Annotated in this window: 15 protein-coding genes; 10 read left to right on the plus strand and 5 right to left on the minus strand. The window is 69.9% G+C overall.

Annotation, left to right across the window (positions count from 1 at the left end):
* Positions 1 to 93: 93 nt before the first annotated feature.
* On the minus strand, positions 94 to 714 hold the full coding sequence (cofC, locus tag ASD66_RS08715; RefSeq protein WP_056890724.1) for a 2-phospho-L-lactate guanylyltransferase: 621 nt from the start codon (positions 712 to 714) through the stop codon (positions 94 to 96).
* A 127-nt stretch (positions 715 to 841) separates the two neighbouring features.
* Here cofC and ASD66_RS08720 point away from each other — a divergent pair, with 127 nt between their 5' ends.
* Together ASD66_RS08720 and ASD66_RS08725 are read left to right on the plus strand one after the other, a co-directional pair.
* Positions 842 to 1624 (plus strand): lysophospholipid acyltransferase family protein, encoded by a 783-nt coding sequence (locus tag ASD66_RS08720; protein WP_056890725.1) that lies wholly within the window; start codon positions 842 to 844, stop codon positions 1622 to 1624.
* On the plus strand, positions 1624 to 2625 hold the full coding sequence (locus ASD66_RS08725; RefSeq protein ID WP_056676235.1) for an NAD(P)H-dependent glycerol-3-phosphate dehydrogenase: 1002 nt from the start codon (positions 1624 to 1626) through the stop codon (positions 2623 to 2625). Before ASD66_RS08720 ends, ASD66_RS08725 begins: the two co-directional genes overlap by 1 nt.
* 67 nt (positions 2626 to 2692) lie before the next feature.
* On the opposite strand, the gene ASD66_RS08730 is transcribed toward ASD66_RS08725, so the two are convergent.
* A complete protein-coding gene (locus ASD66_RS08730) occupies positions 2693 to 3760 on the minus strand; it encodes a trans-sulfuration enzyme family protein (RefSeq protein ID WP_056890726.1) in 1068 nt (355 codons plus the stop codon).
* A 45-nt stretch (positions 3761 to 3805) separates the two neighbouring features.
* Between ASD66_RS08730 and pyrE the strand changes: the two genes are divergently transcribed.
* Together pyrE and ASD66_RS08740 are read left to right on the plus strand one after the other, a co-directional pair.
* Entirely contained in the window at positions 3806 to 4345 is a 540-nt protein-coding gene (pyrE, locus tag ASD66_RS08735) for an orotate phosphoribosyltransferase (protein ID WP_235530014.1), read from the plus strand.
* A 13-nt stretch (positions 4346 to 4358) separates the two neighbouring features.
* Positions 4359 to 5495: a D-alanine--D-alanine ligase family protein gene (locus ASD66_RS08740; RefSeq protein WP_056676241.1), complete on the plus strand. Its 1137-nt coding sequence runs from the start codon at positions 4359 to 4361 to the stop codon at positions 5493 to 5495.
* A gap of 96 nt (positions 5496 to 5591) precedes the next feature.
* Here ASD66_RS08740 and ASD66_RS08745 read toward each other — a convergent pair whose 3' ends face one another.
* Together ASD66_RS08745 and ASD66_RS08750 are read right to left on the minus strand one after the other, a co-directional pair.
* Complete coding sequence (locus tag ASD66_RS08745; protein ID WP_056676243.1) at positions 5592 to 6068, minus strand: DUF3515 family protein; 477 nt, start codon at positions 6066 to 6068, stop codon at positions 5592 to 5594.
* Between the two features lie 35 nt (positions 6069 to 6103).
* A complete protein-coding gene (locus ASD66_RS08750) occupies positions 6104 to 6340 on the minus strand; it encodes an Lrp/AsnC family transcriptional regulator (RefSeq protein ID WP_056676246.1) in 237 nt (78 codons plus the stop codon).
* Positions 6341 to 6441: 101 nt separating this feature from the next.
* Between ASD66_RS08750 and ASD66_RS08755 the strand changes: the two genes are divergently transcribed.
* Complete coding sequence (locus tag ASD66_RS08755; protein ID WP_056676249.1) at positions 6442 to 7413, plus strand: thiamine-phosphate kinase; 972 nt, start codon at positions 6442 to 6444, stop codon at positions 7411 to 7413.
* A 160-nt stretch (positions 7414 to 7573) separates the two neighbouring features.
* Here ASD66_RS08755 and rpmB read toward each other — a convergent pair whose 3' ends face one another.
* Positions 7574 to 7759, minus strand: coding sequence for a 50S ribosomal protein L28 (gene rpmB, locus ASD66_RS08760; RefSeq protein ID WP_056676252.1), 186 nt, complete (start codon positions 7757 to 7759; stop codon positions 7574 to 7576).
* Between the two features lie 132 nt (positions 7760 to 7891).
* Between rpmB and ASD66_RS08765 the strand changes: the two genes are divergently transcribed.
* From ASD66_RS08765 to ASD66_RS08785, 5 genes are read left to right on the plus strand one after another with little or no spacing between them, the layout of a single operon-like run.
* Positions 7892 to 9541: a DAK2 domain-containing protein gene (locus ASD66_RS08765; protein ID WP_235530015.1), complete on the plus strand. Its 1650-nt coding sequence runs from the start codon at positions 7892 to 7894 to the stop codon at positions 9539 to 9541.
* 34 nt (positions 9542 to 9575) lie between these two features.
* A complete protein-coding gene (locus ASD66_RS08770; RefSeq protein WP_082563496.1) occupies positions 9576 to 11834 on the plus strand; it encodes an ATP-dependent DNA helicase RecG in 2259 nt (752 codons plus the stop codon).
* A 49-nt stretch (positions 11835 to 11883) separates the two neighbouring features.
* A complete protein-coding gene (gene rsmD, locus ASD66_RS08775) occupies positions 11884 to 12522 on the plus strand; it encodes a 16S rRNA (guanine(966)-N(2))-methyltransferase RsmD (RefSeq protein WP_082563497.1) in 639 nt (212 codons plus the stop codon).
* Positions 12523 to 12529: 7 nt separating this feature from the next.
* The gene (coaD, locus tag ASD66_RS08780; RefSeq protein WP_056676255.1) at positions 12530 to 13033 is read left to right on the plus strand and encodes a pantetheine-phosphate adenylyltransferase; all 504 of its coding nucleotides are present in this window, start codon (positions 12530 to 12532) and stop codon (positions 13031 to 13033) included.
* Entirely contained in the window at positions 13030 to 13551 is a 522-nt protein-coding gene (locus ASD66_RS08785; RefSeq protein WP_056676259.1) for a hypothetical protein, read from the plus strand. Before coaD ends, ASD66_RS08785 begins: the two co-directional genes overlap by 4 nt.
* Positions 13552 to 13556: the final 5 nt, after the last annotated feature.

The raw sequence follows: 13556 nt of genomic DNA on the forward strand, positions 1-13556 counted from the left end.
ACCCGCGAAGAAGGCTCCCGCCAAGAAGGCCTGATCCGCCGACTGCTCGATCCGGCGCCGTCTCCCGCCAACGGGAGGCGGCGCCGCCGTCGTTCAGAGGGTGGCGTTGGTGTGGTCCCCGACGCCGAGCACCATGGCCCGGCCCAGGTCACCCGCCTCGTCGACGTCCTGTCGCAGGCTCGACAGCTCGCCGTCGATGGGCAGGGCGTCGGCCTCGCGGTGGCGTCGCGCGGACTCCCCGCCGAAGTCCGGGTCGAAGTGGCTGAGCGAGCGGGCGGCGTACATCGTGGTGCCTGTGCCAAGGGCGTCGGTCACGAACGCGGGACCGTCGGCCGGCACCTGCGCCAGCGCCTCGTCGAGGTCGTCCGGCCGCAGTGCGGGCAGGTCGCCGCACAGCGCCGCAAGGCCGTACGCCGGCCAGCGCCGCGCGCACTCGTGGGCGGCCTGCACGAGTGTGCCGTTGAGGTCGCCGTGCACCCCGTCGGGCAGGACGGAGCAGCCCTCGGCGACGGCGAGTGCGGCGAACCGGTGGTCATCGGTGACCACCATGACCTCGGCGACCCGAGACGCCCGGCGCGCGGCCGAGATCGTGTCGCGCGCGAACGCAGTGGCCAGCGAGATCCGTTGCGGATCGGGCATCGTGGACAGGCGCGACTTGCCGATCGACGGTGGCTTGACCGGCACGAGGACGACGAACGAGGGCTGACTGGACATCGCGAAGATTCTCCCACCCTTCTCTCGACCGCGTGCCCGAGGGCAGTCGCGGCCGGCACCGAGTAGCCTGCTGGCACGTTGCAGCGCGATCACGGCAAGGTCGCGTGCGAAGGATGAAAGAGGCGCCTTGACCGTTCGTGATCTCGACCAACCCCGTGGATGGGCCTTCGGCCTCGCAGTGGCCGTGATGAAGCCGACCCTGCTCGCCGTGTCGAAGCGGGTCTGGATCGACGGAGAGAAGATCCCGGCCAGCGGCGGCTGCGTCGTGGTGCTCAACCACGTCTCCCACATCGACCCGATGATGGCCGGCCACTTCCTCTACGACCACGGCCGGATGGCCCGCTATCTCGCGAAGGCCGGACTCTTCTCCAACAAGTTCCTCCGCACCTTCCTCAACTCGGCCGGGCAGATCCCGGTGGCTCGCCAGACCGCGGACGCCGTCGGTGCCTACACCGCCGCCGTGCAGGCAGTGCGTGAGGGGCAGTGCGTCGTCGTCTACCCCGAAGGCACCATCACCCGTGACCCCGGTCTCTGGCCGATGACAGGCAAGTCCGGTGCCGCCCGCATCGCCCTCGAGACCGGGTGCCCCGTGATCCCCGTGGCGCACTGGGGAGTCCAGGACGTCCTCGCGCCCTACGGTCACCGGGTGCACGTGATCCCGCGCAGGACCGTCACGGTCAAGGCCGGTGACCCCGTCGACCTCGACGACCTCCTCGAGCTGCCGGAGAAGGAGCGCCTCTCCGTCCAGTCGGTGCAGACCGCCACCGACCGGGTGATGGCCGCGATCACCGGGCTGCTCGAAGACATCCGTGGCGAGACGGCCCCGGCCGAACGCTTCGATCCGCGCAAGGCCGGTGTGAGCATGACCGGCAACCCCCACAAGCAGCAGAAGAAGGGCAAGGACAACTGATGAGCAAGGTGGCAGTCTTCAGTGCCGGTTCGTGGGGGACCGCGTTCTCGATGATCCTCGCCGACGCCGGCAGCGACGTGACCATGTGGGCCCGTCGCGACGAGGTGTGCGCGAACATCAACGACAAGCACGAGAACACCGACTACATGGCCGGCATCGAGCTGCCGCACACGATAAAGGCCACCACCGACCCCGAGAAGGCGCTCGCCGGGGCCGAGGTCGTCGTACTCACCGTGCCGTCGCAGACCCTCCGGGCGAACCTCACCGAGTGGGCGCCGTACATCCCGAAGAACGCGGTGATGGTCTCGCTGATGAAGGGCGTCGAGCTCGGCACCGTGAAGCGGATGAGCGAGGTGATCGCCGAGGTGACCGACGCCGGTCCCGAGCGCATCGCCGTGGTCAGCGGCCCGAACCTTGCCCGCGAGATCGCCCGCCGTGAGCCCGCCGCCTCCGTCGTGGCCTGCGAGGACCACGACGTGGCCCAGCGCATCCAGGCACTGGTGCACTCGAAGGCGTTCCGTCCCTACACCTCGGTCGACGTGGTCGGCTGCGAGCTGGGTGGCGCCTACAAGAACGTCGTCGGCCTCGGGGTCGGCATGGCCGTCGGGCTGGGCTTCGGCGACAACACCACCGCGTCGGTGATCACCCGTGGGCTGGCCGAGACGGCCCGCCTGGGCATCAAGCTCGGCGCGAACCCGATGACGATGATGGGGCTGGCCGGGCTCGGCGACCTCGTCGCCACCTGTTCCTCACCGCTGTCCCGCAACCGCACGTTCGGCGAGAAGCTCGGGCAGGGGATGACCGCGGAGGAGATCTACGCGACGACCAACCAGGTCGCCGAGGGCGCCAAGTCGTGTGCCTCGATCCTCGACCTGGCCCGTCGCAACGGCGTCGACGCACCGCTCGCCGAGGCGGTCACCGAGGTCGTGGCGGGCCGCCTCACGGTCTCCGGCATGATGGACGGCTTCATCGCCCGCGACCCCAAGCCCGAGCACGACTGAGTGCGACAGGCAGGTCAGACCTGGGGACGAGGTCTGGGCCACTGCCGTGCCGGTTGACGCAGCAGCGTCACACCAGGTCGTCGAGCGACGTGCGCAGGTCGTCCCAGAGGTCCTCGACGTCCTCGATGCCGACTGACATCCGCACCAGCCCGTCGGGGATGGTGGAGGCCTCGCTGGCCCAACGACGCCGGCGCTCGAAGGTCGACTCGACGCCGCCGAGGCTGGTGGCGTGGATCCACAGCGACGTCTTGCGGGTCAGCAGGTCGGCGGCCATCGCGCCCTGCGCCAACACGATCGAGACGATGCCGCCGAACCCCGGGTAGCGGACCTCGCCGATCGCCGGGTGCTCCTCGAGCCGGCGTACCAGCTCCTTCGCGTTGGACTCCGCGCGCTCGACGCGGAGGTGCAGGGTGCGCAGGCCGCGCAGCGCCAGGTAGGCCTCGAGCGTGCCGGGCACGGCGCCGATCAGGTCGCGTCGCTTCTTGAGTACGTCGAACAGCTCGGCGTCGCGCGTGACGATCGCGCCCATCAACGCGTCGCTGTGCCCGGCGATGTATTTCGTGGCCGAGTGGACCACGATGTCAACGTCCATCTCGAGGGGCCGCTGCAGCAGGGGAGTGGCGAAGGTGTTGTCGACCACGACGTAGGCGCCGGCCTCGTGGGCAGCGGCGCGGATCGCGGGGATGTCGGCCACCTCGAGCGCCGGGTTCGTCGGCGACTCGAGCCACACCAGTGAGGCGTCCTCACAGGCGGCGACCACCTCGGCGGTGTTGGTGATGTCGACGAGGCGCGCGCTCACACGTCCGCGGGACTCCAGGTCGGCGAGCTGCATGATCGTGCCCGTGTAGGAGTGGCGCGGGGCCACGACGGTCTGCCCCTGGCCGACCAGGTCGAAGATCGTGGACACCGCGGCCAGGCCCGACGCGAACGACAGGCAGCGTCCGCCTTCGAGGTCACCGAGGGCATCCTCGAACGCCGTCCAGGTCGGGTTGCCGTAGCGGCCGTACTCGAGGTCGCCGCCGGCGACGTACGTCGACGCCATGGTGATCGGGACGTTCAGTGGAGCATCCGGCTCGGCCTTCGGGCGACCGGAGGTGACGGCAACGGTGGCGGGGCGCAACGGCTTCTCAGGCATGGGCACCACATTAGGAGGTCTCGGCCGTGCGACATGATGGGGCCCGTGACTGACGAGACGAACGACACCACCCTCGCCCGCGACATCGATGCCTGCTGCCGACTGAGCGGGGAGTTCACCCTCCGCTCCGGCCAGGTGTCGCACGAGTACTTCGACAAGTACCTCTTCGAATCAGACCCGGTCCTGCTGGGCCGGGTCGCCGACCAGATGGTCGACCTGGTGCCCGAGGGCACCGAACTGCTCGGCGGCCTCGAGCTCGGCGGCATCCCGATCGTCACCGCGCTGAGCATGCGGATGAACCTGCCCGCGCTGTTCGTGCGCAAGAAGGCCAAGGAGTACGGCACCTGCAAGCTCGCCGAGGGGCCGGACGTAGAGGGCCGTCGGATCACCATCATCGAGGACGTGATCACCACTGGTGGCGCCGTACGCGATGCCACGAACGCACTCCGTGCGGCCGGTGCCGTCGTCGAGGTGGTGGTGTGCGCGATCGACCGCAGCCCCGAGGGCGTCAACCCGCTGGACGACGTGCAACTCGAGGTGCGACCCGTCCTCACCAAGGCGGAACTCGACGCCGTACAGCGCTAGGGTCTGACGCCTTATGACTGATCAGACCAGGAAGCCCCGTGTCGCCGTCGTCTTCGGAGGCGTCTCCAGCGAGCACTCGATCTCGTGCATCTCGGCCGGCAGCGTGCTGAAGGCGATCGACCGCGAGAAGTACGACGTCGTGCCGATCGGCATCACCACCACCGGCACCTGGGTGCTGGAGAACCCCGACGCGAACCCGCTCGCCCTCGGCGAGGCCGGCGAGCTGCCGATGGTCGTGGGGGAGCAGGAGGTTGCGCTGAGCCCCGGCGAGACCAGCTCACTCGTGATGCGCCCGGGTGCGGCCGGTTCCTCGGAGATCGCGGGGGTGGAGACGCTCGGTGAGGTCGACGTGGTCTTCCCGGTCATGCACGGGCCGTTCGGCCAGGACGGCACCCTCCAGGGACTGCTCGAGATGGCCGGGGTCCGCTACGTCGGCGCCGGCGTGCTGTCGTCGGCCGTGGGCACCGACAAGGCGTTCATGAAGCTGCTCTTCGAGGCCCAGGACCTCCCCGTCCTGCCGTACGTCGTGATCACGCCGCGTGACTGGTCGCGTGACGAGGCCGGCTGCCGCAACCGCATCGAGGAGCTCGGGTTCCCGGTCTTCGTGAAGCCGGCCCGGGCCGGCTCCAGCTTCGGGATCAGCCGGGTCAACTCCGTCGACCAGCTCGACGCCGCGCTCGACGAGGCCCGCCGCTTCGACCCGAAGGTGATCGTCGAGGCGGCCGCCATCGGAGCCCGCGAGGTCGAGTGCGGCGTACTCCAGGGGGAGGGCAACGAGGCCCACCTCACCAGCGAGCTCGCCGAGATCAGGGTCGACCCGCACCACCAGTTCTATGACTTCGAGGCGAAGTACCTCCCCGAGGAGAACACCGCCCTCGACGTACCTGCCAAGCTCGAGCCCGAGCTGGCCGACCGGGTCAAGGCGTACGCCGTCCGCGCGTTCGAGGCGCTCGACGTCGAGGGGCTGGCCCGGGTCGACTTCTTCGTCTTCGACGACGGCCGGATCGTGCTCAACGAGGTCGAGACGATGCCCGGCTTCACCAGCCTGTCGATGTTCCCGCGGATGTGGGCGGCCAGCGGCGTCGACTACCCCGAGCTGGTCGACCGGCTGATCCGGCTGGCGCTGGCCCGCGACCTCGGCCTCCGCTGAACACGCCTGATACTCCCTGACGTTCCGGCCCCTCAGTCGGGATACTCCCTGACGTTCCGGCCCCAAAGTCGGGATACTCCCTGACGTTCCGGCCCCTCAGACGCAGGGGTGGCCGTCGCGCTCGAGGTGCTTCTTCACCGCGGTGCCGACGTCGACGGTGACCGCATCGGGCGGCCGCAGCTCGCCGGGCACCCGGATCTCCACGCGCGGGGTGAACCCGATCGTGGTCAGCACCATGTCGGCGGCGGGGTCGGTGAGCTGGTCGTCGGGAGCGTAGAACCCGACGCCGTTGGCCTCCCAGCACGCGGAGAACTTGTTGAACCCCTCGGCCTTGTCGACGCCGCAGGTCACCACGATCGGCGGATCGCCCCACGCCCGGCCCAGGGCGTCGTCGGGTTCGACGTCGACCGAGGACTCACCGGAGAGCGTGTCGGGCAGCGCGTCGAGGAACGACTCGCACGTGGCGCGGGTCGCGTCGTCGACGTCGGGTGAGTCGATCTCGACGGCCCCGGAGCAGCCGGACACGAGCAGCAGTGCAGCAGACGCGACAGCGCCCCATGCCCGGGCGGGCACGGGGCGCCGACGCGAACTGCGTGGTCGCACCTGGATCAGATGTGGACGACCGGGCAGGTCAGCGTGCGGGTGATGCCCTCGAGGTTCTGCACCTTGGAGACGACCAGCTTGCCGAGTTCGTCGACGTTGCGGGCCTCGGCGCGCACGATCACGTCGTAGGGACCCGTGACGTCTTCGGCCAGGGTGACGCCCTTGATCTGGGCAATGGACGTGGCAACCTCAGCGGCCTTGCCGACATCGGTCTGGATCAGGATGTAGGCCTGGACGACCATGGGAGCTCCTCGGTCTGTTGTGGACATTGCCACGTCAACCTACCGCCTCGGGCCCGCGTGTCGGTAGGTGGTGGCGATTCTTGCCTGATGGGATGAGGCACATGCCCGCAACGCCGTTCTCCCCTGATGCCACACTCGCCGACGTCGGCGAGTTCGGACTGATCTCCGCCCTCAGCGGAATCTTCGAGCAGGGCGAGCACGTGCTGATCGGCCCGGGTGACGATGCGGCTGTCCTGCGGGTGCGCAGCGGCCACGTGGTGGTGTCCACCGACATGATGGTCGAGGGGCGACACTTCCGTCGGGACTGGGCCGGTGCGGCCGACGTCGGCGCCCGCGCCGCGGCGCAGAACCTCTCCGACATCAACGCCATGGGCGGCACCGCGACCTCGTTGACGATCGGCCTCGCGGCACCCGCAGACCTGCCCGCCCAGTGGGCGCTCGACTTCGCACACGGGTTCGCCGACGAGTGCGCCAAGGTCGGCGCCAGCGTCGTCGGCGGCGACGTGACGCGCTCGGAGGTTCTGGTCATCTCGGTCACCGTGATCGGTGCCTGCACGGTCGCCCCCGTCGTACGCTCCGGCGCGGAGGCGGGCGACGTGGTGGCACTGTGCGGCCGCCAGGGCTGGGCCGCCGGAGGGCTCGCCGTCCTCGGTCGCGGCTTCCGGTCCCCGCGCGTCCTGGTCGAGGCCTACCGCCGCCCCGCGCCGCCGTACGCCGCCGGGCAGGTGGCCGCCGATGCCGGCGCGACGTCGATGATCGACGTCTCCGACGGACTCCTCGCCGACGCGGCCCACGTCGCCGAGGCCTCAGGGGTGGCCATCGACATCCGCACGGCGTCGTTCGAGATCGCGGAGCCCCTGCATGCCGTCGGCGCGGCCCTCGGTGCCGACCCGATCCAGTTCATCCTGGGCGGCGGCGACGACCACCCACTGCTGGCCACGTTCGCCAGCGCCGACGTCGTACCCGAGGGCTGGCAGGTGATCGGCACGGTCTCGGAGCCCGGTGAGGACGGTCCGGTGGTCACGGTCGACGGTGCGCCGTACGACGGCCCGACCGGCTGGACGCACTTCTGAGTCCTGCCAGGCGACTTCCGCGCCCCTGTTGACACTTTGCCCCCTGCTGGTGGGGTGCGAAGTGTCATGGACGGAGCGTTGCACGAGGGCGGGGACGCAGAGGGCGGGGGACGCAAAAGAGCCCCCGGACCTCACGGTCAGGGGGCTCTGTGCGTTCAGGTCAGCGGGAGACCTTGCCAGCCTTCAGGCAGCCGGTGCAGACGTTCAGTCGCTTCGGCGCACCGTTGACGGTGGCGCGGACGCGCTGAATGTTCGGGTTGAAGCGACGCTTCGTAATCTTGCGCGACCAGGGCCGGTTGTTACCGAAGCCCGGCTTCTTGGCGCAGATGTCACAGACGGCAGCCACCGTGAACTCCTGGAAAGTCGATGTTGGAACGAGATGGGCCCGGAGCAGGTCGGCTCCCGGGCAACCGAACAAGAGTATCTGATGGGCACCCGAAGAAGGAAATCGTTCCAGACACTAGCCTGTGCGCAGCACATGGAGACGACGACGGAGGTGACGATGCAGGACCAGAGGTTCGACCTGCCCACGATCCTGAAGTTCGTCGACATCGCGACGTCGGCCCTCAGTGACGCTCGCGAGGAGATCGACGCGCTCAACGTCTACCCGGTCCCGGACGGCGACACCGGAACCAACATGTTCCTCACCGTCTCGGCCGCCCGGGAGGCATTGCTGCAGGCCACCGACGGCAACGAGGCCGCGGAGCTGGGGCCGGCGCTGGCCGCCTTCTCACGCGGTGCGCTGCTCGGTGCGCGGGGCAACTCCGGCGTGATCCTGTCGCAGATGCTGCGGGCCATCGCGGCCCGCCTGGTCCGGGCCAGCCCGGAGACCAGGTACGCGAAGGTGTTCGCCGAGGCCCTGCACGAGTCCACCGACGCCAGCTACGCCGCCGTCGGCACCCCGGTCGAGGGCACGATCCTCACGGTGGCCCGTGCCGCGTCCGACGCGGCGCTCGCCAGGGCAGATGACCCCGAGGCGCGCACCACCGACGTGCTCGCCTGCGCCGCAGAGGCCGCCCGCGAGGCCCTGGCCCGCACCCCCACGCAGCTGAAGGCCCTCGCCGACGCCGGTGTCGTCGACGCCGGTGGTCGCGGACTGTGCGTGCTGCTCGACGCGGCCGAGACGACCCTGACCGGGCGCCGCCCGATCACCGCCCCGCGCAGCGCCCCGCACATCCCGCGCCCGATGCCGACCGGCGACCTGCATCCCGACGGTCCGTCCTACGAGGTGATGTACCTCCTCGACGCCGACGACGACGCGGTCGGCACGCTCAAGGTCACCCTGGCCGGACTGGGCGACTCCCTGGTCGTGGTCGGCGGCGAGGGGCTGTGGAACGTGCATGTGCACGTCGACGACGTCGGTGCCGCCATCGAGGCCGGCATCGTGGCCGGCCGCCCGCACCGCGTGCGGGTCACCCACTTCGCCGAGCAGGTCGCCGAGGCCGGAGCCCGTACGTCGACCCGCACCGGCCGCAGGATCGTCGCCGTCGCAGCCGGCCCCGGACTCGAGCAGCTGTTCACCGAAGCCGGTGCCGTGGTGGTGCCCGGCGGGCCCGGGCAGCGGCCCAGCACCGGCATGCTCCTGGAGGCGATCGAGGCCTGTGGTGCGGCCGAGGTCATCGTGCTCCCCAACGACCACGACTCCGTGCGCGTCGCGGAGATCGCGGCCCGCACTGCCGAGGAGTCCGGCGAGGTCCGGGTCGCGGTGATCGCCACCCAGGCGCAGGTCCAGGGACTGGCTGCGGTCGCCGTCCACGAGCCCGGCCGCTCGTTCGACCAGGACCTCCTCCACATGACCGCCACCGCACGGCACGCCCGGCACGGTGGCGTGACGATCGCCGCTCGACAGGCGATCACCATGGGCGGGCCCTGCGAGCCCGGAGACGTGCTCGGCGTCATCGAGGGCGACTTCGCAGTCGTCGGCCAGGACCTCTACGACGTCGCCACCGGCGTCATCGATCGACTGGTGGGCGGTGGTGGCGAGCTGATCACCCTGGTGGCCGGACGCGACGGCCGTGACCTCGCGACACGCTGCGAGCAGTACGTCGAGTCGACGTACCCGATTGTGGATGCTGTGGTGTACGACGGAGGCCAGGAGCGCTACCCGTTGCTCCTCGCGGTCGAATGACCCGCGACCGAACCACCGGAGGCCTCGGAGCACCATGACCGGCATCACCCTCGACTCATCGATCGCGACCGTCCTCGGCAGCGGCAAGAAGGACGCCAGCAAGGCCAAGGCCCTGCAGGAGAAGCTCGGCATGCGCACCGTCGGCGACCTGCTCTGGCACCTGCCGCGCACCTACCTGAAGACGGGCGAGGTGACCGAGGTCAGCGGCCTGGTCGAGGGCCAGCCGCTGACGGTCGTGGCCGACGTGGTCAGCACCCGTGTGGCGTCGTACCAGGACCGCCGGACCCACCGGCAGGCGTTCCGTGTCGAGGCCGTGGTCAAGACCGACGGCCCGGCGTTGCGGATGACGCTGTTCGCCCGCAACAAGGGGGTCGCCGACTGGCAGGCGGCCCGTCTCACACCCGGTGCGAAGGGCGTCTTCACGGGCAAGGTGAGCACCTTCAACGGCAACTGGCAGCTCAACCATCCGCAGATGGTGATGCTCACCGACGACCCCGACGACGCGCGGGCCGAGTCGGCGCGGGCGATGGCCGAGAGCCTGAAGGCGCTGTTCCCGATCTACCGGGTCACCGGTCCCGTCGAGACGTGGGACATCCAGCGGGTGGTGAGCTTCGCCCTGACCGTAGTCGACGACATGCCCGATGCCCTGCCCGACTGGTTGCGTGACGAGCACGGCGTGGTCGACCTGCACACCGCGATGCGCTGGATCCACTCGCCCGACGACTACGGCCAGCTCGGTGCCGCCCGCAAGCGCTTCCGGTTCGAGGAGGCCCTGGTCACCCAGTTGGTGATGGCCAGGCGTCGAGCGGCCGTCCGGGCACTGGGCGCCCGCGCCCGCACCGGTGGGGGCGGTCTGCTGGCCGCCTTCGACGAGCGTCTTCCGTTCACGCTGACCGAGGGCCAGCGTGCGATCGGCGACGAGCTCGAGCACGACCTCGCCCAGCCACACCCGATGAACCGGCTCCTCCAGGGAGAGGTCGGCTCCGGCAAGACCCTGGTCGCGCTGCGCGCCATGCTGCGCGTCGTCGACTCCGGGGGACAGGCCGCGCTCCTTGCCCCGACGGAGGTGCTGGCCCAGCAGCACCACCGGTCGATCGGAGCCATGCTCGGCGACCTGGCCGCGGGAGGCATGCTCGGCGGTGCCGCCGACGCCACCACCATCGCCCTGCTCACGGGGTCGATGGGCAAGGCCGCCCGCCAGGAGGCGATGTTGCGGATGGCCAGCGGGGAAGCAGGGTTGGTGATCGGCACCCACGCGCTCCTCGAGGACAAGGTGCAGTTTGCCGACCTCGGCCTGGTCGTCGTCGACGAGCAGCACCGCTTCGGCGTCGAGCAACGGGCGGCGCTGACCGACAAGGCCGGCGCGCCGCCGCACGTGCTCGTGATGACCGCGACACCCATTCCACGCACCGTGGCGATGACGGTGTTCGGGGACCTCGAGGTCTCCACCCTGCGTGAGCTTCCGGCCGGGCGCGCGCCCATCCAGTCGACCGTCGTGCCGCTCAAGGACCAGCCCCAGTGGCTCAACCGGGTCTGGGAACGCGTTCGCGAAGAGGTCGGCAAGGGGCACCAGGTCTACGTCGTGTGCCCCCGCATCGGCGGCGACGAGGCCGAGGAGGGGCAGGTCGACCAGCTCGACGTCGACGACGACGGAGACGTGCTGCCGTCCGTCCGCGAGGGCCAGCTGGCGGCGGTCGAGGAGCTCGCACCCGAGCTGTCCGGTGGCGCCCTGTCCGGCCTCAGGGTCGAGATGCTCCACGGCAAGATGCCGCCCGACGACAAGGACCGCGTGATGCGCGCCTTCTCCGCCGGCGACATCGACGTGCTGGTCTCCACCACCGTCATCGAGGTCGGCGTCGACGTCGCCAACGCCACCACGATGGTGCTGCTCGACGCCGACCGTTTCGGGGTCTCGCAGCTGCACCAGCTGCGCGGTCGCGTGGGTCGTGGCGGGCTGCCCGGTCTCTGCCTGATGGTCACCCACAGTGAGACCGGTTCGCCGGCACGTGATCGACTCGATGCCGTGGCAGGGTCGACCGACGGGTTCGAGCTCTCCCGCATCGACCTCGAACAACGCCAGGAGGGTGACGTGCTCGGTGCCGGTCAGTCGGGCTTCCGGTCCAGCCTGCGCCACCTCAAGGTGCTGCGTGACGAGAAGACCATCGTGGCCGCGCGTGACGCCGCCGAGAAGCTGGTCGCCGACGACCCGTCGCTCGCCGTCGCGCCCCTGCTGGCCGAGCGGGTCGACGAGCTCGAACGGTCGAGCAAGAGTGACTTCATGGAGCGTTCATGAGCACCCCAGACAAATCCTCGCTCCGCTGCGGTTTGACCGGGGACCCCGCATGACGCGCATCATCGGCGGCACCGCCGGCGGACGGCGGCTCGAGACGCCCCACGGCCACGCCACCCGTCCGACCAGCGACCGCGTGCGTGAGGCGTTGTTCTCGGCCATCGAGTCCTGGGCCGGCACGTTGAGCGGCCTCCGCTTCCTCGACCTGTACGCCGGCTCCGGCGCCGTCGGCCTGGAGGCCCGCTCACGTGGGGCCTCGGCGGTGACGTTGGTCGAGCAGGACCGGCGCACCGCAACGCTGATCTCCAGCAACGTGCGCATGCTCGGGTTCACCGGCGTCGACGTGGTCCCCACCTCGGTCACCACCGCACTGGTGCGCCCACCCGGGTCGGCGTACGACGTGGTGTTCGCGGACCCGCCCTACCCCCTGCCCGACGACGAGGTCGAGGCCATGCTCGGGCTGCTCGTCGCGCACGACTGGATGGCCCCCGGCGCGCTGGTCGTGGTCGAGCGCGGAAGGAGGGGTTCGTCACATCGCTGGCCTGCGGGTATCGAAGGCTGGCGCGACAAGCGTTATGGCGAGACCGTGCTGAGATATGGTCACGCGGCCGATCCAGAACAAGATCCAGAGCGCGATCCACAGGAGGATCCAGACCAGGCTCCGGATCCATCCGACGAGCCAGAGGAGTAGGAGTCCAGTGCGCAGAGCTGTCTGTCCAGGATCCTTCGATCCGGTCACCAACGGTCACATCGACATCGTGTCGAGGGCTTCGCTCCTCTTCGACGAGGTCGTGGTCGCCGTCGGGGTCAACAAGTCGAAGAACCGGCTCTTCTCCGCCGACGAGCGCATCGACATGCTGCGCGAGGCGTGCCGCGAGTTCAAGAACGTGACCGTCGACGGGTTCTCCGGGCTGCTCACGACCTACTGCCAGGACCGTGACATCCACGCGATCGTCAAGGGCCTGCGCGCGGTCAGCGACTTCGACTACGAGCTGCAGATGGCCCAGATGAACTCCAGCCTGGCCGACATCGAGACCGTCTTCGTGCCCACCAGCCCGGAGTACTCCTTCCTCGCCTCGAGCCTGGTCAAGGAGGTCGCCATGTTCGGCGGTGACGTGTCCGGGCTCGTGCCCGACTTCGTGCGCGAGCGCCTGGCCGTGCGACTCGACGAGAAACGCCGCCTCGAAGGAGAGGGCAGATGAACGACGTACAGTCCGAGCTCGCCGCACTGCGCGACATGGTCGTGAACGCACGGTCGATGCCGATGTCGGCCTCCGCGGTGATCAACCGCCAGGAGTTCCTCGACGCGATCGAGCGGCTCGAGCAGCGGTTCACCGCCGCCACCAGTGAGTCTGCCGCCGTACTGGCCGACCGCGACGGCGTGGTCGCCGAGGGCGAGGGCATGGCGATCGAGATCGTCCGCCAGGCCGAGCTCAAGCGCGACCACCTGGTCTCCGACACCGAGGTCTTCCGGCTCGCCACCCGTGAGGCGGAGACCGTGCGCGCCGACGCGGTGACCGAGGCCGAGCAGCTGCGACGCGACGCCGACGCCTACATCGAGCAGCGCTTCTCGAACTTCGAACACTCCCTGGAGCGCACGCTGACGGAGGTCAGGCGGGGCATCGCGAACCTGAGCGGTCGCAGCTCGTTCGAGGGTGACGCAACCAACAACGAGCCTCCCGCCGGAGACGTTTTGCTGAGTGGCCCCGAAGCCGGGTAGCCTTT

The sequence above is a fragment of the Nocardioides sp. Root151 genome (genome assembly GCF_001427925.1).
In the GTDB taxonomy this organism is placed as follows: Bacteria; Actinomycetota; Actinomycetes; order Propionibacteriales; family Nocardioidaceae; genus Nocardioides.